We start from the raw sequence: 21933 nt of genomic DNA, 5'->3' as shown, positions 1-21933 counted from the left end.
CATAATTTTTTATAAATGTTGAATGGATATTGTTTTAAATTATTAGAACTATTCAACCGAGATCAATCCCGACAAATTAAGACTTTGCCAAAGGTTTATTCTTGATTGAATGCTTAAAAACTAGTTTTAAGAATAAAGGACTATCTTCAAGAGTTGAATTTTAGAATAATGACTAAGCCAAACCTACTTCTTGAACTTTATAGCAATTTGAGTACAACTGGAGCCTTGACTTTTAGCTCCAAAGCACTAGTGAGAAAAATGGTCTCCCAAGCCGATTTAAAAGGAGCAAAATTAATCGTGGAAATGGGAGGCGGAGATGGTAGTATTACCCAAGGTATTGTGGATGAAATGGACTCTTCTACAGAACTCTTGGTATTTGAAATCAATCCTTCTTTTTGTGAAGCTATGGAAAAGCAGTTTCCTCAAGATAATGTACATATTATTAATGCTTCAGCTGATGAGTTGAATACCTATCTCAAAGGAAGAAAGGTTGATTTTATATTTTCTTCTTTACCCTTTTCTTTGATCCCAAAAGAGGTGGTAGACTCCATTTTGAAGCAAGCAAATTCTGCTTTGGAAGAAGGAGGAGCTTTTATTCAGATTTGTTATTCCTACCTTCTGAAAAATCTATTTCAAAAATACTTTAATCGAGTTTCGGTTTCATTTACATTAAAGAATCTTCCTCCGGCTTTCGTGATGGTTTGCCATCCATAACAATCAAACTGGAAAAGGGATTTTTATCTAATGGATATACTTCGAGTAGCGATTTTGGAGTTTTGCCGACAAAGGCCAACTAGTACGTTTTGTCCTTCTGAAGTTGTTAGGCGCCTTTATCCGGAATCTTGGAGACATTTCCTTCCGGAGATTCGGTCGAAGGCAATGGAGATGTATAAAAATGGAGAAATTTTGGTTACACAGAAAGATGAACCAATTGATCCCAATCTGGATCCGAAAGGTCCCATTCGAATATCGAAACCAAAAGGCAAATAATTTGGTTTGAAGACCTAAATTGAAAAACTATGCAAGAAAACCCATCTCTTCCGCAAACATCTGTTGAAATCCCTTTGGGACAATCTGTTATTACTTTGGGAGCAGGTTGCTTTTGGTGTACTGAAGCTGTTTTCCAAAGACTGGAAGGTGTGGAAAAAGTAACTTCAGGCTATGCGGGAGGATTTGTTGAAAACCCTTCCTATAAGGCGGTTTGTACTGGAACAACCGGACATGCAGAGGTAGTACAGGTTTTCTTTCAGCCTGAGAAAATTAAATTAGAGGAGATTTTGAAGGTTTTTTGGGCTACTCATGACCCAACAACTTTAAATCGACAAGGGGCAGACGTTGGTCCTCAATACCGTTCATCCATATTTTTTCATCGTGCCGAACAGGGAGAAATTGCTCAGCGGCTTAAGGATGAAATGAATAATCAGCAGGTTTTTAATAAACCTATCGTAACAGAGATTACTCCTTTCAGTAATTTTTATCCAGCTGAGTCCATGCATCACAATTACTATAATGAAAATGGATTTCAGCCTTATTGTCAATTTGTAATCAAACCCAAAGTGGATAAATTGGAAAAATATTTTTCTGATTTATTGCAAAAATAACCTGAAAGCGAAAATTTCGCCTCCCAATTTTCTAGGCCTCTAACTTGAGGTTTCCTTATCCTAAAAACACCTATATGCAGCGAAATAGAGCACAAGAATCCCGAGCAGCTATTGAAAGGCTTTATATCACCATGCGTCACCTCTTTACCAGAGGTACCTACAAGCCGATGGGTGTGTCGGGCGAAAGCTTGGTTAATGCTTTGCGGATATTAAGTCCTGAAATTTATGGCACCGTCAACGACCCAGAAAAAGTAGAATTAGATGGTCTTCTTTATGTGATGGAGCGACTTCCAAAAGGTATTGAACAATGTCGCTACGTTCGTTTGATTAGTAGAGAAGGTTATGAAACATCTCATTTGGAGGCCATTGTGCCACCAAAAAGAAGGAGAAACTGCTATCGACTGGATGAGCATGTGATGTATGTGGAAATGACTCGTGGAAGGTCCGATATCTACGATATTCTGACTCACCTGACTTTCCTATATATCGAAAGCAATAAAATCTATAATAACAGTACAGATCCTAAAGGAAATATTTCCATCAACTGGCGAATGCTGGAGGAAATTGTTGAAAAGGAGCAAGCCGGGAAGAAATTTGATAAAGAGGCTGCATCTGCCTATCTCAGTCATCTGATTGGTCGTACCTATGAAGAAACGGTTCGGGCCGTTGATAAATTCGAAAAGAGTAGCAACTCAAACAGTTTATATTCGATCGTTTACAATCTCGGAAAACTTGCCATGGAGGAAATCCGAGATGATAAAGACCGTGAAATTTCTTTTTCTGCAACGCTAAGGGAGCGGATTGGACATCACGTATATGGAGAAAGATGGGCGAAGAAAATCAAGCAAAAGTTAGATGATTTGAAACTTCTGGAACGTCCAATTCATATTATTTCTGCAAATCTCCATTCGGTTTTGAATACGATTTATGCACCTCAAGTTCAAAACCTGAAATCCTTTGAAGACATAGAAAAGGTAGCTTCTTCGATAGCTGTAGGTGAAAAAGGGAATCCAGCCAAAAAGATTCACGATTATGCTTCAAAGCATGGATTTGTGGATATCCCTGATGATTCAGGAACCAACATTGGGGCCCAAATTATTGATACCGCCAAATTGGAAAAAGATTTTCTGATACCGGGTGTAAACTTGCCGTCAGAAAAAGAAAATCGCCCTGTTTTCTTGGTGATGGATTATGCATTCGGTGAGCAGGCTTATGAGTGCATGGATGAGCTTTTGAAGCCTTATAAAAAGGATAAAAAAGAAATTCCCCTTAATATTATTTCCGTCTCAATTATGGGGAAAGCGGGGATTTTGTATGGTGGAAAAGGCGACTTGATGATTCCTGATGCTCATGTTTTTGAAGGGACTGCGGATAATTACCCATTCCATAATGAATTAAAAAAATCTGATTTTGAAGGTTTCGGGCTTGGTGTTTATGCAGGAAGTATGGTTACTGTTTTGGGAACATCACTTCAAAACAAGGACATCCTCAAATATTTTATGGAATCTTCTTGGAATGCAATCGGACTGGAAATGGAAGGTGCGCATTATCAAAAAGCCATTCAATCTGCTTCTAAAATCAGAAAAAGTATTCGCTCCAATGTTAAAGTACTTTATGCCTACTATGCTTCTGACAACCCTTTAGAAACGGGTAGTACTTTGGCTTCTGGAGCATTGGGAATGGAAGGGGTTCGGCCTACCTACCTAATCACTTATAAGATTCTTGAAAAGTTGATGAAATAATCCTTTGGCTTTCTCAAATCACTTTTAAAAATTTAGCTACTTCTCTAAAAGAGTTAAATGTCATACTGAGCGGAGTCGATGTCATTCAAAATTTAAAGACATTTCGACTTCGCTCAATGTGACATGAATTTTAGAAGACTCTTTATTTAATCCTGAAGATTAGAGTTGATTGGGGGAGGACCATCTGGAACAAAGCCTTTGTACACATAATCTCCCTTTTTTTCTTTGAATTCGGCCTTCACATTTTCAACCAATTCTGGATTTTGGAAAAGGTCTACCATGGTCATGGATAAAGCTTTGGCTGCATAAGCCATACCCTTATGTCCAATGGACATTCCACTGGATGCAACTACAGCCCAAGAATGCCAAGGAGTTCCGTTTGGAGCAGTGGTAGCTGATAATCGAATAGTAGGCACAACCCAGCTGACATCACCAACATCGGTACTTCCTCCCATGCTGTGTTCAGCAGTTTCTTCCATTGGTTCAATCTTGGATACCAAGCCTATTTGAGGTTTGCCAGTCGCTTCTTGAATTTTCTTTGCAAACTCTTGTTCCTCTTCAGTGTATGTAATAGGGCCCAAGGATTCTAGATTTTTTTGTAAAGCAGCTGATCCGGTACGATTTACCAAAACTTCATGTACACCTGAAATCAAACTTACTTTATAATCAACGTTAGCCATGATAGCGGCACCTTCCGCCATGGCTTCCACACGTTTCCAAACAGGAATCAATCCTTCTCGGCTACTATCTCTTACCCGAACCCAAATTCTAGAATAATCAGGAACGACATTTACTACCTTTCCTGCATCCTGAATATGATAATGGATCCGAACAGTTGGTTTGATGTGCTCTCGATAGTAGTTAATGCCTGTTGTATATAATTCCAACGCATCCCCGGTACTACGACCATTCCAAGGATCAGCTGAAGCATGGGCTGCTTGCCCATAGAATTCAACCTGAAAATCCACCAATGCTAGGCCTTTCTGTACGGCAGTTTTTGTTTCTGCTGCCGGATGCCAATCCATCACCACATCCACATCATCAAATAATCCTTCGCGAACCATCCAAAGCTTTCCAAAGAATTTTTCTTCGGCAGGTGTTCCATAAAACCGAACAGTTCCCTGAATTTCACCTTTTTCAATCAAGTCTTTGATCGCAGCTGCAGCCCCCAATGAAGCTGTTCCAAACAAGTTGTGACCACAACCATGTCCTGGAGCTCCTTCATGTAAAGGACTTTTATATGGTACAGTATTTTGAGAAAGTCCCGGTAAGGCATCAAATTCTCCTAAGATTCCAATAATTGGTTTTCCTGATCCGTATTCTGCGACAAAAGCAGTTGGGATTTCAGCTACCCCACGAGTAACCTTAAATCCAAGAGATTCGGCATAATCGGACAGGGCAGCTGCAGACTGTGTTTCTTGAAATGCGATTTCTTCAAATGACCATATTCGATCTGAAACATCAGTTAATTCTTCAAACCTGCTATCAACGGAAGCAATTACTGCTTCCTTCAGGGGATTTGGTTTTTGTTTTTTCTGTGCCGAAACCGAGATGGAAATACCCATTAAGGTGATTAGCAAACTGATTCGATAATTAAATTTATTCATAGGAGGGTGATTTTAATTTGTTGAATTGTATTTATTGATTTACCAGCCAATGCCATAATCTTCTCCATAATTGGAGCTTCCTCCCCAGAAACTTCCATGTTTCCAATCAAACCAAATGGCGTTAATTGGCCCTGAGGTACGAGGCCAAAACTCCATTTTGTAGCCTTTTTTGACTAATTCGGCTCGAATCCAATTTGGGGTATCTTCTCGCAAGATCATATGTCCCGGCTTGATTTCATGTGCTCCGAAAGAACTCTGCATTTGAAGTGAATTCATATTTGCTGCTTCTACAGCCTCCTGAACATTCATATCAAATTCGACCACATTTAGGAAGAACTGTAATAGATTTTGATCCTGAGAATCACCGCCTTGAACTGCAAATGATAAAAATGGCTTTCCGTCTTTTAAAGCAAGACTCGGAGTCAAGGTAACTCGGGGTCTTTTTCCAGGTTCAGGAAGATTGTAGGGGTTCAATTTTTCATCCAAAACAAAGCTTTGCATTCGCTGACTTAATCCAACTCCCGTATTTCCTGCGATGACTGCCGGAACCCAGCCACCACTTGGAGTAACTGAAACAACCCATCCGTCTTTATCAACAGCTTGGATCGAAGTGGTTCCGCTAAAGAACTCATCAAAATACGGATCACTTGGTCCTTGAAGTGGCTCTGTATGTGTGTATTCTGCAATTGATTCACCTTGATTTTCTAATTGATTCTTGAACGGATTAGTACCACCCTGAAAAGGATAAGGGTCACCAGGACCCATATTAGGGTCGTTTTTATCTTTGATTAATTGAGCTCTTTGTTTTGCATATTCTTTGGAAAGTAATCCCTCGATAGGGCTTTTTGGCTCAAAAGCTGGATCCGAATAATAAAAGTCCCGATCTGCGAAAGCTAAGTTCATGGCTTGATAAACAGTGTGCAAATATTCAGCACTGTTGTATCCCATATTTTTAAGATCAAAATTTTCCAAGATATTCAAGGATTGAAGTAGGGCAGGGCCTTGAGTCCATTCTTGAAGCTTGTAAACATCGATTCCTTTATAATTCACCATCAAGGGCTCTTCAATCTTAACCGCCCAATTGGCTAAATCGCTTTCGGTAAACAAACCTCCTTGTTCCCGGGTACCTCGAACAATTTCCTTTGCGATATCACCCTTGTAAAAGCGATCGTAGGCAGCATAAATTGCTTCTTTTCGTGATTTTCCATTTGCTAAGGCTTCCTTCTCGGTGTCAACCAATTTTTTGAGTGTTTGGTAAAGGTCCTCTTGAACGAAAATTTCTCCAGGTTCCGGAGCTTCCCTTTCTTCTCCCAAATGAGTTAGGAAAACCTTTTTGGAGTATGGCCATTGCTTGATTCGCTCTTTGCCGTTTTCGATAGAATTGGCTGTCTGAGCTTCGATTGGGTAGCCTTTTGCCAATTGCATTGCAGGAGCCAATACCTCTTCCAAGCTCATGGTTCCATATTCAGCAAGCATGGTCATCAGCCCTCCGGGTGTTCCTGGAGTTGTAGCTGCTAAAGGCCCATAGGCTGGAGGGTATTCCATTCCCTGTGATTTATAAAAATCTACAGTGGCTCCTGTCGGGGCATAGCCTAGGGCGTTAATGGCAATAACTTTCTTGAGCTCCGGATGATAAATCAAAGCTTGTGTTTCACCTCCCCACGAGAGCACATCCCACATAGTTGCAGTTGCAGCTAGCATAGCACATGCAGCATCAATGGCATTTCCACCTTTTTGAAAGATGGAAGCGCCTGCTGTCGCAGCTAATGGTTTACCTGTTATCGCCATCCAATTTTTTCCGTGGAGTACAGGTTTTTGTGTTGAATTTTGACCTGGTGCTAATCCTGGTAAGCTTTGACCAAAAGTCAATAGTGGAAAAGCCAGTAAGACGAGAAGTAGTTTTATGTTTTTCATATTGGGTGAATTAATTGTCGATTCCATCTAGAAGTTGATCCATCAAAGGCTTGAAACCCGGGAAAAGAGAATTGTAGTGAGTGAATAATTGGAAAATAGCACTTGGGTCTTTGACAGAGAAGCTATTTTCATTTGCAAAAGCTTCCATTTCAGCTGCTTTATCTCCGAATAGTTCGAAGAACTTTTTACGTTTTCTAGGTATAACAATTACGTTTTTTCCTTTCAGATAATAGTAGGTGTTTCGTTTGACAATTTGATCATTTCTTTCGCCAACCATCAAAGCTTGATTGTAATTGGATTCTTTTAGAATGGCTTCGGTTCTACGCATAAGGGGTAGTTCCCCATCAACCAATACTTCAAAGAATCCCGATATCGGAACGCCTTCATCTAAAAAGTCCATTCCATTTACAAAATACCGAGGAACCTGATGGGTGGAGTCAATCCAGACGATATTTTGAATTCGTAATCCTGGCATTACTGATACTAGGTTGTTTTCAGGTTCCATCAATTCAAACATATTCGAAACGATATTGTACCTCGCCCGAAAACCCTCCAAAATTTGCTGGTCGCGATAGAGTAGAATGGAAGCCCGATTCCATTTTGAATCCAGGTAATTGTTTCCCTCCAATTTTTTTGGTTCTGGAGCAATTCCATATACCATATTACCTCCAATGAAATTGGGTCGCTCATTTAGTAAGCGGACAATATTGTCGGATCTAATCGTCTTTTGAAGTGCCTGTCCACTTCCTGAAGCACCAAATTTTACCAATGGAATATCTCCCAAATCGGTATCATTTTTCAGCCGAATCACCTTTTCCAGTCGGTTGTAACCTTCCAAAGTAAGTGAAAGTACATATCGGTCTTCTGGGATATTTTTAAACTCAAAATAGCCACCTGCAACACTTGTTGTTCCGTAGGCAGTTCCTCTGAGGGTAACGCTAACTCCATCAACAAACTCTCCGGATTCTGAATCAACTATCCTTCCTGAAAGACTGAAGTTTTGTGCCAAGCTTGGAAAAGAAAAAAATGAGAGGATTAAGCTCAGGCAATAAATAAAACTGGTAACTCTTTTTGACATTTAATCTGCTTATTTAAAGTATGGGAAGATAGGCAAAAGGGGACGTTAATTCAATGCGAGATTTTCCAACGGCTCCAATGAATTTTATAAATTGGCTTTCCCCGTTAATTCACCCTATATTTGATTAAGTTACATTCGTTTTTTATCACATAATTACCCTCCAATTGGATTTCTCTGAATTTAATTTTGAACCAAGCTTGCAAGAAGGCTTGGATGCCATGGGTTTTGAACAGCCTACCCCAATACAAGAAAAGGCTATTCCTGTAATCATACAGCAAAGAGATTTGATTGCCTGTGCCCAAACCGGAACAGGCAAAACAGCTGCTTTTATCCTTCCCGTTTTGAATAAGATTTCCAAGTCAGGAAAGACTACTTTAAACACCTTGATTTTGGCTCCAACTCGGGAATTAGCCATTCAAATTGATCAGCAGATTCAAGGATTTGCTTATTTCTTGGGTATTAGTTCCATCCCAATTTATGGAGGCGGAGATGGTATTGTTTGGGAGCAGCAAAAGAAAGCCTTGGAATTAGGCGCAGAAATCGTGGTTGCCACTCCAGGTCGATTGATTGCTTTGTTGGCTGGAGGAAAGATGGATTTGAGCAGCTTAGAGCATTTGATTTTGGATGAAGCTGACCGAATGCTTGATATGGGCTTTTCAGATGATATTTTAAAGATTGTCAATTATTTGCCCAAAGACAGACAGACCATTTTGTTTTCAGCGACTATGCCTCCCAAAATCAGACAATTTAGTCTGAAACTGCTCCGAGATCCTGAAGAAATTACCATTGCGATAGGAAAGACTGCTGCGGGTGTTACCCAATCCTTTTATTCAGTTTATGATGAGCAAAAGGAAGCACTGGTCAAGCATATTCTTTCTCAAAAGGATTACGAGGCGGTTATCATTTTTGCATCCACCAAGGAAAAAGTGAAATCCATTTACAAAATACTTCGAAAGGGTTTTGAAGTGGAAGCTTTTCATTCCGATTTGGAGCAAGTTGAGCGTGAAAAAATCATGTCCAACTTCAAGAATAAATCCATAAAAATTCTGGTGGGTACAGATATCATTTCCCGTGGAATTGATGTGGTAGGGATTGAGTTAGTAATAAACTATGATACTCCTAATGATCCTGAGGATTATGTACATCGAGTGGGGCGTACAGCTCGGGCTGATATGGAAGGGGAGGCAATTACATTCGTTAATCCAAAAGACCAATACAAGTTTCGGCGTATTGAAGAACTGATTGGAATGGAAGTAAATCAAATGTCGCTTCCAGAAGGATTTGAAAAAGGCCCTGAGTATGCAAGAGGTGATTTTTCAAAAAAGAACAAAAAGTCATTTAAACAGAAAAAGAATTCCAATTCAAAATTCAAGAGAAAGTCTCATCCCAAGGCCTCTCATCATAAAGAGAAAAGTGAAGCAAAAAAGCCACAACCTGAATCTTCACCAAAACAATCAGGAAGTAGGTTTGGAAATCGAAAAAATGTGGTTGATTAAAATTGAGAGGATTTTTTGAAGTTAAATTTTAAGCAATGTATATGGTAGAATCATTTGAAATACTTTTTTCTAGAGATTTGGAGCGTTTGGAAAATGAATTGAACTCATTTAAATCTCAAGAGAACCTTTGGAAGGTAGAAGGAAAAATAAGTAATAGTGCAGGAAATTTGGCAATTCATCTAATTGGAAATCTCCGAACATTTATTTGTCATGAGATGGGTGGATTTGATTATAAACGAGATCGGGAGCGAGAATTTGCGGCTAAAAACGTACCATTGGAAGAAATATTGAATGAGATTCAATTATTGAAAAAGCAGCTTCCTGCAAGTTTAAATCAATTAGATGAAGGCTTACTTAATGAAATTTACCCGATCGAAAAATTTGGGAAGCCCATGACCTATGGATATTTCCTTTTGCATCTATATGGGCATTTCAATTATCACCTTGGGCAGATTAATTATTGCCGACGATTATTGGATAAATCGTAAAAAAGAAAAACCACTTCGATCGAAGTGGTTTTTTCATTTCTTAAATAGGGATCAATATAAAATCCTGAATCGAATAGTACCCGGAATTGCTTTCAATGCTCGAATTGCTTCTTCCGTGTATGCTTTGTCTATATCAGTAATCACATATCCGATTTTTTCATTCGTTTTCAAGTATTGTCCCACGATATTGATTTCATAATCCGCCAAAATTTTATTGATCTTGGCCAATACCCCTGGTTCATTATGGTGAATATGAATCAAGCGGTGAGCGTCCTGAAGGAACGGCAATTGAAGATTCGGGAAGTTGACAGAATTAAAGGTATTTCCGGTATTAATGTACTCCATAATCTTGCCCGGAACGAAACGCGCAATATTCTGTTGAGCTTCTAGGGTGCTTCCTCCAATATGTGGAGTCAAAATGGTATTTGGCAAGCCTATTAATTCAGAAACAAATGGCTCTGAATTGTTTTTTGGCTCTTCTGGAAATACATCCACAGCACATCCTGCCAAATGACCACTAAGTATGGCTTCTTTAAGTGCAGCAATATCAACTACATGTCCGCGACTTAAATTGACCAAAATGGCGCCCTTCTTCATCATTTTGATTTTCTTGGCGTCAATCAGGCATTTGTTCTCTTTTCTACCATCTACGTGGAGTGAAATAATATCGCAGGTTTGAAGTAATTCTTCTAGGGATTCAAGTTTGGTTGCATTACCCAAGGCAAGTTTTTCCACTATGTCATAATAAAAGACATTCAAGCCCATATTTTCCGCCAGGACGGAAAGTTGTGCCCCGATATTTCCGTAACCAATGATGCCTAGCTTTTTGCCTCGAACTTCGAAAGAACCATTTGCAGATTTGTCCCATTTGCCCTCATGCATGGCTACAGATTTGTTGTAGAAATTCCGCATAAGGAAAATGATTTCAGCAATGGCCATTTCCACAACCGATCTCGTATTGCTAAATGGTGCATTGAACACGACAATTCCCTTCTCTTGGCAAGTTTCAAGATCAATCTGATTTGTTCCGATGCAGAAAGCACCAATAGCCAAAAGCCGATTAGCATTCTCAAGAACTTTCTTGGTTACGTTCGTTTTGGAACGAATACCCAGAATCGACACATTTTTGATTTTTTCACAAAGTTCATCCTCACTAAGCGCTGTGCTTGCGATTTCTACCTGATAGCCTTCTTCAGTCAACAGATCTACCGCAATAGGATGGATGTTTTCGAGAAGGAGAACTTTGATTCTGCTTTTTGGGTATGAAAATTTCGTATTCAACTTGTTGATATAAAGGATTTCGTCAAAACTAGGTGCAATATGGTCTGCTTTGGATGTGACTTTGGGTCGGTGCACATTTTCGGTAAATGCATAAAACTTATTCGCCAATCCAGATGCTTTTATTTCATAATCGGTATATCCATCACCAATTACATAGATATCACCTTCAAGATTTAAATTCTTGATTGTATGGGCTTTACCATTATTCTTTGAAAGTGGATTTTCGCGATTAAAATCAATGATTTTGCCTTCCTCATCATAGACGAATTCATTGGCAAAAACATTGTGTTCCTTGATTCCATAATCTGCAACAATAGGGATGATGAAATCCTTGAAACCATTAGAGATGATAAATATATCGTCCGCGTTTTCCTGAAGGAATTCCCGGTTTCGTTCAAATGATTTGGAAACTTTTCGCTTTAATTCATCAATAAGTCCGAAAATCTGATTTCTATCGGCTCTTAGAATTTCCAATCGTTTTTCAAGGCTTTCCCGAAAGGTAAGGGAACCTTCCATGCCTTGATCGGTAATGTCCTTGATTGCCTGTAGCTTTTGAGGAGAATCCGGGTCATTGGCTAGGGAAATTTCTCCCAGGATATCAAGAGCTTCTACTTGGGTAAAAGTACTGTCAAAATCAATGATAAATTTTTTGGTTTGAGGCATGTGCAGGGTTTTTATAAAATCTGATGTAAAATTAAGAGATTGTCAAAATTTCAGAAGTTTTATTGTCATAAATGTTTTAAATCATTTTGGTAGCAATAATTATTGCAATTAGAGCTGAAACTAATTGAATCCAAAAGAGCAATTGGTGACAATTCACACTTAAAATATTTTAGGACTTCGGGAATTGCCTTTATTTTTGGATAAAATAAAAAGAACATGTTGAAAAAATATTTTGGCCTAGCATTAGCGGCATCCGCTATTACATTTTACTCCTGCCAAAAATCAGAAACATCCGAGGCTCTTCATGAAGAAGAAATGCACCATGAAGGAGGTATGCATCATGAGGAAAGCTCAACTGAAGCTGTAATCGGAGTAGCAGAGATTGTACCCGGAAATTACGGAGCAGAAATTAGTGGGGCTGAAGCAATTACTTTAGTTGATTTAGTAGAAAAAGTAGAGGCTTCTGGATCTTATGAAGGAAAAATCACTGGAGAAATTCAGGACGTTTGTACCTCAAAAGGATGCTGGCTGACCATGGAATTGCCTGATGGTGAAAGTATCCGAGTTACTTTTAAAGACTATGGATTTTTTGTGCCTACTAATTCTCAAGGCTTTCCAATTGTTTTGGAAGGGGTAGCAGTTTTTACAGAGACAGATGTTGAAACGCTACGTCACTACGCCAAAGACCAAGGAAAAAGCCAAGAAGAGATTGATGCGATTGTTTCCCCTAAAAAGGAAATTACTTTTGAAGCAACTGGGGTTGTGATTCTTGACAAAGCCTAATGCCCATAGCACTAGATAATTTACGGGTTGGCCGAAAGTACCTCTTCGTCAATCAGGGTGAGGTTCGCTATTTGGAAATCATGGCCCGATTAAGTGGTGATAATTTCAAGGTTAAGGACTTAGAAACCTTAGAATATTATACCATGGAAGAACTTTTGCGATGGGGAAAAGGGAAGGATTATGAGTTGGAAGAAATCCGATGATTTATTTTCCCTTTTACCTTTCAATAGTGCTTCAAGTCACAGAAAAAAGTAGCAGCAATTCTAGCTTTGCAGATATTTTCAGAGAAAAATGGCAAAAGGATTAGGACAAGCGATGTTGGGGGCGAAATGCCCAAAATGTAGAGAGGGAAATATCTTTCCGGTTTCTATAGTGAGTTTCAGAAAATTGACCGCTGTAAATAAGACCTGTTCTGTTTGTGGAGCTAGTTTTCAACCGGAACCCAGCTTTTATGATGGAGCTATGTATATCAGCTATGCTTTTTCAGTGGCATTATTCATTACGGTTTTTGTAGCAATCAACATCCTGATCGAAAAACCTGAGCTTTGGATGTATCTGACGACCATTATTTCGCTCAATTTGCTTCTTGTTCCCGTGATGTTGCGTTATTCAAAAGTTCTATATCTGTATGGACTTGGGAAATTGAAATACCGAGGATACTAAGCTTAAATAAGTAATTTAAAATGTAAAAAGAGAGCTTGTCAATTTTGGCAAGCTCTTTTTATTTCTCGGTATTGAAACATTTTCAACCCGGAGAGTTTACTGATTATCTAGATTTAATTTCAAAATGAAATCCTTATGGCATTAAAAGATAGAATAATCACTTTGGGGCTTTACATTCAAGCTATATTTTATCTTTTTGCAGGGATTAATCATTTTCTTAATCCAGATTTTTACCTTCCTTTAATACCCGATTATTTTCCTCAACAAGACATTTTAAATACTCTTTCAGGGATCATTGAAATTTCATTTTCTTTTGGGTTGATTTTTAATAAATCTCGAAAATGGGCTGTTTACGGAATTATTCTCATGCTTTTGGCTTTCATTCCCAGTCATGTTTATTTTATTCAAATAGGTTCATGTGTACCAGATAGTCTTTGTACTCCAGAATGGGTAGCCTGGGCCCGTTTGGTAATTATTCATCCACTTTTAATGCTTTGGGCTTGGAATTATCGGGGCTTTAGTAAGTAATAGATTGATTTTTGTAAATATTACTAACAAAAAGTTGAATATTACTAAACCCAATCGAAGTATTACCCGTTATAGCCTCATATTACAGAAAAATAATGGAGGCAATTCTAAGCAAAATGAAGGTAGAGGTAAACCCAAACCTCTATCAAAAAGAACCCTTCAGTTCTACCCTTGGAATCGCAATAGTGCAGGAAGGCACGCGATTAATCAAGGAGTTGGGACTGGAGAATTTTACATTTAAAAAGCTTTCTCAAGAGATCGGTAGCACAGAAGCGGCTATTTATCGGTATTTTGAGAACAAACACAAACTACTCTTGTATTTGACAGCTTGGTATTGGGGTTGGATGGAGCATAATCTAGTTTTTGGTACGGCAAATCAGGAGGATCCTGCCCAAAGACTGGAATTGGCTATTCGATTACTATCCGATGGTCCAATTTTCCAAAAAAATGAATACCTGAATCCTATTATGCTTCGAGAGATCGTCATCAATGAGTCATTAAAGGGATTTTTGACGAAAGAGGTGGATCATGAGCATGAAGCTGGTGTCTTTGCTCAAGTGTACAAGTTTGGGGCAAGAATAGCAGAAATTATTTCTGAGTTGAATCCTAACTATAAGTATCCAAAAACACTGGTTTATACAGTTTTGGAATCGAGTTTATTACAGTCATTCAACTCACAGCATTTGCCCGGCATGACAGAAAACTCCATTAATTCTGCCGAACGATTTAAGTTTTTCTATCAACTGGTTATTAAAACCATTCAAAATGACAACTAATTCTGGTATTACACCAATGGCTCGCCTCTTCAGACTGCTAAAAGAGGAAAAGAGTCAGGTTTATTCTATTTATTTCTACGCCGTCTTGAACGGGCTAATCACCTTGACCTTACCCTTAGGGATTCAGGCCATTTTGAATTTTATCTTGGGTGGTAGGATTTCTACTTCATGGGTGATTTTGGTCGTTATTGTGGCAGCAGGTGTTGCATTTGGAGGATTCCTACAGATTTCCCAATTGCAGATCATGGAAAAACTGCAACAGCGGGTATTTGCAAAGGCTGGACTTTCATTGGCCTATAGACTCCCAAGAGTAAAGCCGGAGTTGATGCATGGCAGCCATGCACCTGAAGTCGTGAACCGGTTTTTTGATACGGTCAATCTTCAGAAAGGTCTTGCCAAGATTTTGATCGACTTCTCCACGGCCTTGTTGCAAGTGATATTTGGTTTGCTTTTGCTTTCCATTTACCATTTCACCTTTATCATCTTTGGTTTAGTCTTAATCAGTATTCTGGGCTTGATTTTCTATTTCTCTGGACCGAGAGGAATGGAAACAGCATTGAAAGAATCCACTTATAAGTACAAGACTGCTTATTGGTTGGAAGAAATAGCTCGTACGATGAATTCCTTCAAGCTGGTAGGAAATACAAGGCTGCCTATTCTTCGTGCGGATAAGTTATTGCAGCATTATGTGGACTTCCGCTCCAAACACTTTGGTGTCTTGATTTTCCAATACAAAATCATGATTGCCTTCAAGGTTTTAATCGTGGCCAGTTTGCTGATTGCAGGAAGTTTGCTTTTGATGGAAGAGCAGATCAGTATCGGGCAGTTTGTAGCGGCCGAGGTGATCATTATTTTGGTAGTCAATTCAGTTGAAAAGCTGATTCTTTCTTTGGAAACAGTTTATGATACGCTTGTTGCTACAGAGAAACTTGGTCATGTGATGGATTTGGAATTGGAGGATGCCGAAGGAAATGAAAAAGTTATTTCTGTTACTTCTACCGGATTAAAGTTTGGGATGGAAAATGTAACCTTCCAGCCAAAGGATAATCTTTCACCCATTCTGAAAGACGTCAGTATGAAGATTGAGCCTGGTAAAAAGGTGGCTGTAACAGGTCGAAGCGGTTCAGGAAAAAGTGCCATGCTGATGCTTTTTTCTGGCTTGTATGAAGAATATCAAGGCAAAGTGACAATCAATGACCTTTCCCTTGATATGATTCAGAAAGAAAAATACCGATCCATGGTTGGTGATTTTCTGGAAATGCAGCAGGTATTCCATGGGTCCATTTTAGAAAATATTACTGTTGGTAGGGAATATGGTCAAGCTCAACTGGAGGAGATCCTTGAGTTAACTGGTCTGAAAGATCAGGTTTATCAAATGCCACATGATCTGGATACAGAGGTTCAGCCAGAGGGAAAAGGGTTTTCTAAACGAATAATTCAAAGTATCCTTTTATGCCGTGCATTATTAGGACATCCAAAAGCTATGGTTATGGAGAATGCCTTAGATCATTTGTTTGCGGATGTGAAAGAAAAGGTAACAGAATATCTAATCAATGGAGATTGGACCTTGCTTTTAGTAACTCAGGATGAAAATGCCATAGCCAAAATGGATGAAGTTATTCTATTGGATGATGGCAAACTGATTTATCAGGGCGATTATGCAGGTTATGTTAAATTGAAAAAGGAATTATAAGATGCTGAATATATCTAGGATCAAAATCAAAGAGTCCATTCCTTTCAGTGGAGCAAAAAGTCTGGTGATGACTTTGCCCTTGCGGGAAAGCCAAAAGCGGGTAAGGATCCTGCTTTCCATTATGATGGTTTTCTTTATCATTCTATTTGTGCCTTGGACTCAGAATATTCGAAGTAAAGGCTATGTGACAGCCCTAAGACCTGATCAGCGTCCACAGACCATTCATTCGGTTATTGCTGGTCGGATTGAAAAGTGGTATGTCAATGAAGGTGCTTTCGTACAAAAAGGAGATACCATTCTGACCGTTTCTGAAATTAAGGATGAGTACTTCGACTCCTTGCTCTTACCAAGAACCCAACAGCAGGTCGAGGCAAAAGCTTTGTCTGTAAAATCTTACGAAGGTAAGGTTGTTGCCTTGCGGAATCAGATCGAGGCTCTGCGAAGAAATAATGTGTTGAAACTTCAGCAGGCTGAGAATAAACTTCAAATGTCAGAATTAAAGGTGGAATCTGATAGTATCAAGTTTCAGCAGGCGAAGATCAATTTTGAAATTGGTAAACAGCAGTTAGATAGATGGGAAACACTATATCAGGAAGGAATCCGATCCTTGACTGATTTGGAATCTAGACGATTGAAGTTTCAGGATGTCCAGGCCAAGCTAATTGCTGCTGAAAACCAGTATTTGAGCAGTCAAAATGAGTTGATTACCGCACAAATTGATTTGGATGCAATTGACAATGAATTCAAAGATAAGTTAGCCAAAGCTGAATCTGAGTTATATACAGCCTTGTCTTCACAATTTGATGCGGAAGCCACCGTAACAAAGTTGGAGAATCAGTATTCAAATTATGAGGCAAGAACAGGCTTCCGGCATATTTTGGCTCCTCAGGATGGTTATCTAGCCAAATCCATTCAAGTAGGTATTGGCGAAACCATCAAAGAAGGGGATGCTATTTTGAATATCGTTCCAGCTAATGCGGATTTGGCGGTAGAAATGTATGTACAGCCAGTGGATTTGCCTTTGATCAAAGTTGGAAATAAAGTTCGCTTCATCTTCGACGGTTGGCCTGCGATTGTTTTCTCAGGATGGCCACAAATATCCAATGGTACCTTTGGGGGAGTGGTTACCGCCATTGATCAATTTGCCGGACCAAATAATCAATACCGTGTATTGGTTGTTGAGGATCCTGAGGAAGAGCCTTGGCCTGAAATGCTTCGTATTGGATCTGGTGCCGACGGAATTGCCTTACTCAATGATGTTCCTGTATGGTATGAAATCTGGCGTCAGTTAAATGGATTCCCGGCAGATTATTACACTCAAGAACAAAAAGACGCTATAGAGAAAGAGAAAAAATGAGAAAGTATATTCTTTTAGTTCTTCTGTTTTTTTCCTTTCACTGGGCTTTTGGGCAAGAACTTGTTCAGGATACCCTTCGCTTTCAGGATTTTCTTGATTGGGTAAGGGTCTTTCATCCTGTTTCAAGACAAGCGGACATTACCCTGGAAATGGGTGCGATGGAAGTTCGTACTGCAAGAGGAGGTTTTGACCCATTGATTTATGGCAATTTGGACCAAAAGACTTACAAATCCACAGATTATTATGATCGGAGAGAGGCAGGAGTGACGATTCCTACTATGGCGGGGATCGAGCTCCTGGGGACTTTCGAACAAAATACAGGACAGTTTCTTGACCCAGAAAATATCGTTCCTTCAGGAGGTCTGTTCTCTGCAGGAGCTTCAGTGAATATAGGTCAAGGATTGATTTTAGATGAGCGTCGAGCTGCACTTCGACAAGCTAAAATTTATCAGCAATCAACAGAAGCTGAGCGCTTGACTCTTTTGAATGAACTCTATTTAAAAGGAGCTGAAACTTATTGGAAATGGTCTGAGAGCTATTCTAATATGAAAGCTTTCGAAGAGGCTGTTCGCTTGACAAGGATACGTTATGATGCTGTAAAGCGAAGTTTTGAGCAGGGCGATGTGGCAGCTATCGATACGGTAGAAGCCTACACGCAATTACTTAGTAGACAATACCGTCTGCAAGGATTGCAAAACCAGTATTTCGTTCAGACACAAATGTTGAGTGCATTTCTTTGGAACGAGGAAGAGGAGCCGATGATTTTGCAAGAGCAAGTAATTCCTCAGCCTTTGAGTTCTCAGGATAATTTTGCCATCAACAATGAAGAATTGCGGACGCTAGTAGTAAATCATCCACAACTTCGAATGGCTGATTTTGAGTTGGAAAGTTTAGATGTGGAAAGAAGGTTAAAGAGTCAGTCTTTACTCCCGGTGGTTAAACTGAAATACAATTTCCTGGTAGAATCACTAGACGGGTTTGATCAGGCTCCTTTTTTCGAGAACAATTATAAGTTTGGCGTTTCTGTCTATACCCCGATTCTATGGAGAAAGGCTAGGGGATCGGTTGGTTTAGCAAAAGCCAAGATTGACTTTAAGCAGAATTCACGGGACTTGAAGGAATTGGAACTTCGGAATAAATTGGAAGCAGAAATCAATTCCTGGAATACATACAACATGCAAGTGCAGACAGTAAGGGAAAATGTCAATAACTTGGAGCGTTTACTTTCCGCAGAAATGAGGAAATTTGAAATGGGTGAAAGCAGTCTTTTCTTGGTCAATGCCCGGGAAGTTTCTGTTTTTGATGCCCGAATTACTTTAAATGGATTGGAAGCCAAGCGAAAGATTGCTTTTGCTAAAGTTCGCTATGCTTCCGGAATTGGTTTTGAATAATAAATAGGAATAAGATGCCAGCATATGTAATTGTTCAGGTCGATATTTTCGATAATGAAAAGTACGATGAGTACAAGAAATTAACCCCTGATACCGTGAAAGCTCACGGCGGGAAATTTGTTTTAAGAGGTAGTCCAGTAGAAGTGTTAGAAGGGGAATGGGATCATAATCGATTGGTTATGTTGGAGTTTCCAGATAAAGAAAGTGCAAGGAATTGGTACTATTCTAAGGAGTATCAAAAAGCAAAGGAAATCCGCAGTTCCGGGTCCTCTGCAAAATTTATTTTAATTGAAGGTTAGAAATTTGGCATTTTTATTGGTGTATACTTCAAAAATTGGAATATGAAATACAAAATTTCGATTCCAGTATTCTTTAAAGTAAATTCTAACACCTTAAAATGTTCAATCGACCTAAAAAAAATTAAAATGAAAAAGAATTACTTCTTAGGAAAGAATCTTTTGATTCTTTTAACTGGATCCCTGATTGCTACTTCTTGTATGACTGATGCTGAAAGCCCTGTAATTCAAGATGATCAGGTAGAAATAGCACTAGAGGACATCGGACAAACCGGTGAAGAGAATCTTCGGAAAGGCTGGACTTTTCAATATGTTGACACTTTTCAAAATCAAATAATTCCAACTCCAACAAATGATGGAGTATTTCTTCCAGGTGAAGGGGTTGGAAAAGCTTCAAGACTTGGGAAGTCATATTCATTTATTAATCAGGTTGTTACAGGGCCTATTACTTCAGAAGGAGCTCCTGTAACCATGTTTTTTTTCGAAGAATTAGTTGAGCTTGGTATAGACCTTGAAGACTTAACTGATAATATATCTACAGTAGTTGTAAATGGCGGAGAACATGCTCTGTTCATGGAATCAAAAACAAATTTTGCTACTCCTGTTTCAAATGAAAGAATTGAGTTTCAGGCAGAGGTTATTATTGTAGGAGGAACAAAAAAATATAAAGGAGTAACAGGAACTGGACAAGTGACTGGTTGGTATAACCCAAATAATGGTCAAGGACAATCTACAGTTTCTGCGGAAATTACACTTAAAGAGTAGTTCATCACCCTTAATTCAATAAAAAAGCAGCCTTAGTGCTGCTTTTTTTATTGCCTAAGCTTTCCATTTTTTATATGCCTGCATTGGAATTGGATTCGGGAAACTGTAATTTCCATTTTCCTGTCAAACGATATGAAATCAGTTCTTACACTTGGTGAAGTGATGCTCCGCCTTTCTCCACCTAATCATCAGCGATTTGCTCAAGCCACTTCCTTGGATTTGGAATTTGGAGGTTCCGAAGCAAATGTGGGGGCAGCCTTGGCTAATTGGGGGATTCATGTGCGACATGTTACTTCCTTTCCAAAAAATGATCTAGGACATGCTGCTGCAGCCCACCTTAGGAAAAATGGAATAAATGACTCGCTAATTCATTTCACTGAGGGTAGGATGGGTGTATATTTTTTAGAGCATGGAGCTGCTTCCCGAGGATCGAAGATTATCTATGACAGGGCAGCAAGTAGTTTTTCCAGATTTGATGGACAAGGAATTGACTGGAAAGAAGTTCTGAAAAATACCGATTGGGTTCATTGGTCAGGAATAAGCCCAGCTATCTCTCAGGAGGCAGCAGACTTAGTATTTCGAATTTTGGAAGCAGCTAATGCTTTGAATATTCCTGTTTCAGGTGATTTAAACTATCGCTCCAATCTTTGGAATTATGGGAAGCAAGCTCATGAAATTATGCCTGATTTAATGAAGCTTACTCAAGTGATGATAGCAGGTACTAGAGATTTTAATCAGTGTTTGAATAGAGACTTTAAATCTATTAATGAGGTCAAATCTTTTGCTTTCGATACATTTCCAAATCTTCAAACGATCGTGCGAACTGAACGACAAATAAATTCAGCCTCACACAATGATTTAGCAGCTCATCTTTACACTAAAGATCAAGAACTGAGTACTGAAACTATTAGTGTTCAGCCTATTATAGACCGAGTTGGAACAGGAGATGCTTTTGCTGGAGGTTTGATTTATGGCCTTTTGATGAATAAAAGCCCAAAGCAAAGCTTGGATTTTGCATTGGCTTGTAGCGTATACAAACACAGCATTCCCGGTGATGTTTTAATAGCTTCTATAGAGGAAATAGAAGAAGTTTTGAGAGGAAATAGTGGTGCCATAAAACGATAAAATGAGAAACCCTGAGAGTGAATTTATCCAGAAAATGGGATCCGCTTGTATGATGCCCATTTTTTATAATCCGGATTTGGAAACCAGCCTTCGTTTGATTGAAGTTTCTTATGAGGCCGGGATTCGCGTGATTGAAATGGTCAACCGTGGAAAAGAGGCCACCAGAATATTCCCGGAATTGAGAAAGTTGGCAGATCAAATGCCCGGCTTGTCTCTTGGTGTTGGAACCATCTATCATCCCTGGCAAGCAGAAGAGTTTGTTGATCAAAGAGCTGAATTTATTGTAGCTCCGGTTATGAATCCAGTCTTGGGGAAATGGTGCATGGCAAATGATATTCCTTGGGTTCCGGGATGTGGAACGGTTACCGAAGTTTGGGAAGCGCAGGAATTGGGAGCTGAATTGGTTAAAGTCTATCCTGCTAATGTCCTAACACCAACTTTTGTGAGTTCAATCCATGCCGTGTTGCCTACTATTGAAATTATTCCAACTGGGGGAGTGGAACCTACAGCAGAATCTATGAAGCCTTGGTTTGATGCGGGTGTATTATTGGTTGGAATGGGTTCACAACTTTTTGATAAGAACCTGATCAAAAATAAACAATGGACTGAGCTAAAGAATCGAATTCAAGCTGCTCTAGCTTTGGCAGAAAGTTTCAAAGAGATTTAAATCCCAATTAAATTTTCAA

The 21933-nt window shown here is 39.2% G+C and carries 22 protein-coding genes; 18 read left to right on the top strand and 4 right to left on the bottom strand.

Translation table 11 applies throughout. The features are described from left to right. Positions 1-168 precede the first annotated feature (168 nt). From NY014_RS03885 to NY014_RS03870, 4 genes are all read left to right on the top strand, one after another. Positions 169-714, top strand: a complete 546-nt coding sequence (locus NY014_RS03885) for a class I SAM-dependent methyltransferase (protein ID WP_259413221.1) — start codon at positions 169-171, stop codon at positions 712-714. Positions 715-744: 30 nt separating this feature from the next. Then, positions 745-990, top strand: coding sequence for a DUF3253 domain-containing protein (locus NY014_RS03880; protein ID WP_259413220.1), 246 nt, complete (start codon positions 745-747; stop codon positions 988-990). Between the two features lie 29 nt (positions 991-1019). After that, a complete protein-coding gene (gene msrA / locus NY014_RS03875) occupies positions 1020-1601 on the top strand; it encodes a peptide-methionine (S)-S-oxide reductase MsrA (protein ID WP_259413219.1) in 582 nt (193 codons plus the stop codon). Positions 1602-1675: 74 nt separating this feature from the next. After that, the gene (locus tag NY014_RS03870) at positions 1676-3343 is read left to right on the top strand and encodes a DUF6909 family protein (protein ID WP_259413218.1); all 1668 of its coding nucleotides are present in this window, start codon (positions 1676-1678) and stop codon (positions 3341-3343) included. 146 nt (positions 3344-3489) lie between these two features. On the opposite strand, the gene NY014_RS03865 is transcribed toward NY014_RS03870, so the two are convergent. Genes NY014_RS03865 through NY014_RS03855 form a run of 3 tightly spaced genes read right to left on the bottom strand, consistent with a single transcriptional unit; the run spans position 3490 to position 7873 of the window. Further along, on the bottom strand, positions 3490-4950 hold the full coding sequence (locus tag NY014_RS03865) for an amidohydrolase (protein WP_259413217.1): 1461 nt from the start codon (positions 4948-4950) through the stop codon (positions 3490-3492). A 39-nt stretch (positions 4951-4989) separates the two neighbouring features. Next, positions 4990-6864 carry a gamma-glutamyltransferase family protein gene (locus NY014_RS03860; protein ID WP_259413216.1) on the bottom strand — a complete coding sequence of 625 codons (1875 nt, stop codon included), beginning with the start codon at positions 6862-6864 and terminating at the stop codon, positions 4990-4992. Positions 6865-6874: 10 nt separating this feature from the next. After that, positions 6875-7873 carry a carboxypeptidase-like regulatory domain-containing protein gene (locus NY014_RS03855; RefSeq protein ID WP_259413215.1) on the bottom strand — a complete coding sequence of 333 codons (999 nt, stop codon included), beginning with the start codon at positions 7871-7873 and terminating at the stop codon, positions 6875-6877. Positions 7874-8106: 233 nt separating this feature from the next. On the opposite strand from NY014_RS03855, the gene NY014_RS03850 reads away from it, so the two are divergent. After that, complete coding sequence (locus NY014_RS03850; RefSeq protein ID WP_259413214.1) at positions 8107-9438, top strand: DEAD/DEAH box helicase; 1332 nt, start codon at positions 8107-8109, stop codon at positions 9436-9438. Between the two features lie 41 nt (positions 9439-9479). Then, complete coding sequence (locus tag NY014_RS03845) at positions 9480-9926, top strand: DinB family protein (RefSeq protein ID WP_259413213.1); 447 nt, start codon at positions 9480-9482, stop codon at positions 9924-9926. A gap of 51 nt (positions 9927-9977) precedes the next feature. Here the strand turns inward: NY014_RS03845 and serA are convergent, their stop codons facing one another. Next, complete coding sequence (gene serA / locus NY014_RS03840; RefSeq protein WP_259413212.1) at positions 9978-11870, bottom strand: phosphoglycerate dehydrogenase; 1893 nt, start codon at positions 11868-11870, stop codon at positions 9978-9980. Between the two features lie 216 nt (positions 11871-12086). Between serA and NY014_RS03835 the strand changes: the two genes are divergently transcribed. The 12 genes from NY014_RS03835 (at position 12087) to NY014_RS03780 (ending at position 21914) form a co-directional block, all read left to right on the top strand. Continuing rightward, positions 12087-12653, top strand: coding sequence for a DUF4920 domain-containing protein (locus NY014_RS03835; RefSeq protein ID WP_259413211.1), 567 nt, complete (start codon positions 12087-12089; stop codon positions 12651-12653). After that, complete coding sequence (locus NY014_RS03830; RefSeq protein ID WP_259413209.1) at positions 12653-12856, top strand: hypothetical protein; 204 nt, start codon at positions 12653-12655, stop codon at positions 12854-12856. The genes NY014_RS03835 and NY014_RS03830 overlap by 1 nt, the downstream gene beginning before the upstream one ends. Positions 12857-12944: 88 nt before the next feature. Beyond that, complete coding sequence (locus tag NY014_RS03825) at positions 12945-13316, top strand: DUF983 domain-containing protein (RefSeq protein ID WP_259413207.1); 372 nt, start codon at positions 12945-12947, stop codon at positions 13314-13316. A 135-nt stretch (positions 13317-13451) separates the two neighbouring features. Continuing rightward, a complete protein-coding gene (locus NY014_RS03820) occupies positions 13452-13844 on the top strand; it encodes a DoxX family protein (RefSeq protein WP_259413206.1) in 393 nt (130 codons plus the stop codon). 95 nt (positions 13845-13939) lie between these two features. Next, on the top strand, positions 13940-14620 hold the full coding sequence (locus tag NY014_RS03815; RefSeq protein WP_259413205.1) for a TetR/AcrR family transcriptional regulator: 681 nt from the start codon (positions 13940-13942) through the stop codon (positions 14618-14620). Then, positions 14610-16313: a peptidase domain-containing ABC transporter gene (locus tag NY014_RS03810; RefSeq protein WP_259413204.1), complete on the top strand. Its 1704-nt coding sequence runs from the start codon at positions 14610-14612 to the stop codon at positions 16311-16313. The genes NY014_RS03815 and NY014_RS03810 overlap by 11 nt, the downstream gene beginning before the upstream one ends. A gap of 1 nt (position 16314) precedes the next feature. Further along, positions 16315-17670 carry an HlyD family secretion protein gene (locus NY014_RS03805; protein ID WP_259413203.1) on the top strand — a complete coding sequence of 452 codons (1356 nt, stop codon included), beginning with the start codon at positions 16315-16317 and terminating at the stop codon, positions 17668-17670. Then, on the top strand, positions 17667-19061 hold the full coding sequence (locus NY014_RS03800; protein ID WP_259413202.1) for a TolC family protein: 1395 nt from the start codon (positions 17667-17669) through the stop codon (positions 19059-19061). The genes NY014_RS03805 and NY014_RS03800 overlap by 4 nt, the downstream gene beginning before the upstream one ends. Positions 19062-19075: 14 nt before the next feature. Further along, positions 19076-19360, top strand: coding sequence for a DUF1330 domain-containing protein (locus NY014_RS03795; RefSeq protein WP_259413201.1), 285 nt, complete (start codon positions 19076-19078; stop codon positions 19358-19360). A gap of 42 nt (positions 19361-19402) precedes the next feature. Continuing rightward, positions 19403-20122 (top strand): hypothetical protein, encoded by a 720-nt coding sequence (locus NY014_RS03790; protein ID WP_259413200.1) that lies wholly within the window; start codon positions 19403-19405, stop codon positions 20120-20122. Between the two features lie 132 nt (positions 20123-20254). Next, positions 20255-21247 (top strand): sugar kinase, encoded by a 993-nt coding sequence (locus NY014_RS03785; protein WP_259413199.1) that lies wholly within the window; start codon positions 20255-20257, stop codon positions 21245-21247. A gap of 1 nt (position 21248) precedes the next feature. Beyond that, the gene (locus tag NY014_RS03780) at positions 21249-21914 is read left to right on the top strand and encodes a beta/alpha barrel domain-containing protein (protein ID WP_259413198.1); all 666 of its coding nucleotides are present in this window, start codon (positions 21249-21251) and stop codon (positions 21912-21914) included. Positions 21915-21933: the final 19 nt, after the last annotated feature.

Origin of the sequence: Algoriphagus limi (assembly GCF_024919275.1) — a bacterium.
GTDB classification, from domain to species: Bacteria; Bacteroidota; Bacteroidia; order Cytophagales; family Cyclobacteriaceae; genus Algoriphagus; species Algoriphagus limi.
The sequence above is the reverse complement of the archived record's forward strand: the minus strand, read 5'-3'. Positions and strand labels throughout refer to the sequence as shown.

Coding starts and splice junctions, on each gene's coding strand:
- NY014_RS03885 (WP_259413221.1), top strand. CDS start 169: ATGACTAAGCCAAACCTACTTCTTGAACTTTATAGCAATTTGAGTACA.
- NY014_RS03880 (WP_259413220.1), top strand. CDS start 745: ATGGATATACTTCGAGTAGCGATTTTGGAGTTTTGCCGACAAAGGCCA.
- msrA (WP_259413219.1), top strand. CDS start 1,020: ATGCAAGAAAACCCATCTCTTCCGCAAACATCTGTTGAAATCCCTTTG.
- NY014_RS03870 (WP_259413218.1), top strand. CDS start 1,676: ATGCAGCGAAATAGAGCACAAGAATCCCGAGCAGCTATTGAAAGGCTT.
- NY014_RS03865 (WP_259413217.1), bottom strand. CDS start 4,950: ATGAATAAATTTAATTATCGAATCAGTTTGCTAATCACCTTAATGGGT.
- NY014_RS03860 (WP_259413216.1), bottom strand. CDS start 6,864: ATGAAAAACATAAAACTACTTCTCGTCTTACTGGCTTTTCCACTATTG.
- NY014_RS03845 (WP_259413213.1), top strand. CDS start 9,480: ATGGTAGAATCATTTGAAATACTTTTTTCTAGAGATTTGGAGCGTTTG.
- serA (WP_259413212.1), bottom strand. CDS start 11,870: ATGCCTCAAACCAAAAAATTTATCATTGATTTTGACAGTACTTTTACC.
- NY014_RS03835 (WP_259413211.1), top strand. CDS start 12,087: ATGTTGAAAAAATATTTTGGCCTAGCATTAGCGGCATCCGCTATTACA.
- NY014_RS03830 (WP_259413209.1), top strand. CDS start 12,653: ATGCCCATAGCACTAGATAATTTACGGGTTGGCCGAAAGTACCTCTTC.
- NY014_RS03825 (WP_259413207.1), top strand. CDS start 12,945: ATGGCAAAAGGATTAGGACAAGCGATGTTGGGGGCGAAATGCCCAAAA.
- NY014_RS03820 (WP_259413206.1), top strand. CDS start 13,452: ATGGCATTAAAAGATAGAATAATCACTTTGGGGCTTTACATTCAAGCT.
- NY014_RS03815 (WP_259413205.1), top strand. CDS start 13,940: ATGGAGGCAATTCTAAGCAAAATGAAGGTAGAGGTAAACCCAAACCTC.
- NY014_RS03810 (WP_259413204.1), top strand. CDS start 14,610: ATGACAACTAATTCTGGTATTACACCAATGGCTCGCCTCTTCAGACTG.
- NY014_RS03805 (WP_259413203.1), top strand. CDS start 16,315: ATGCTGAATATATCTAGGATCAAAATCAAAGAGTCCATTCCTTTCAGT.
- NY014_RS03800 (WP_259413202.1), top strand. CDS start 17,667: ATGAGAAAGTATATTCTTTTAGTTCTTCTGTTTTTTTCCTTTCACTGG.
- NY014_RS03795 (WP_259413201.1), top strand. CDS start 19,076: ATGCCAGCATATGTAATTGTTCAGGTCGATATTTTCGATAATGAAAAG.
- NY014_RS03790 (WP_259413200.1), top strand. CDS start 19,403: ATGAAATACAAAATTTCGATTCCAGTATTCTTTAAAGTAAATTCTAAC.
- NY014_RS03785 (WP_259413199.1), top strand. CDS start 20,255: ATGAAATCAGTTCTTACACTTGGTGAAGTGATGCTCCGCCTTTCTCCA.
- NY014_RS03780 (WP_259413198.1), top strand. CDS start 21,249: ATGAGAAACCCTGAGAGTGAATTTATCCAGAAAATGGGATCCGCTTGT.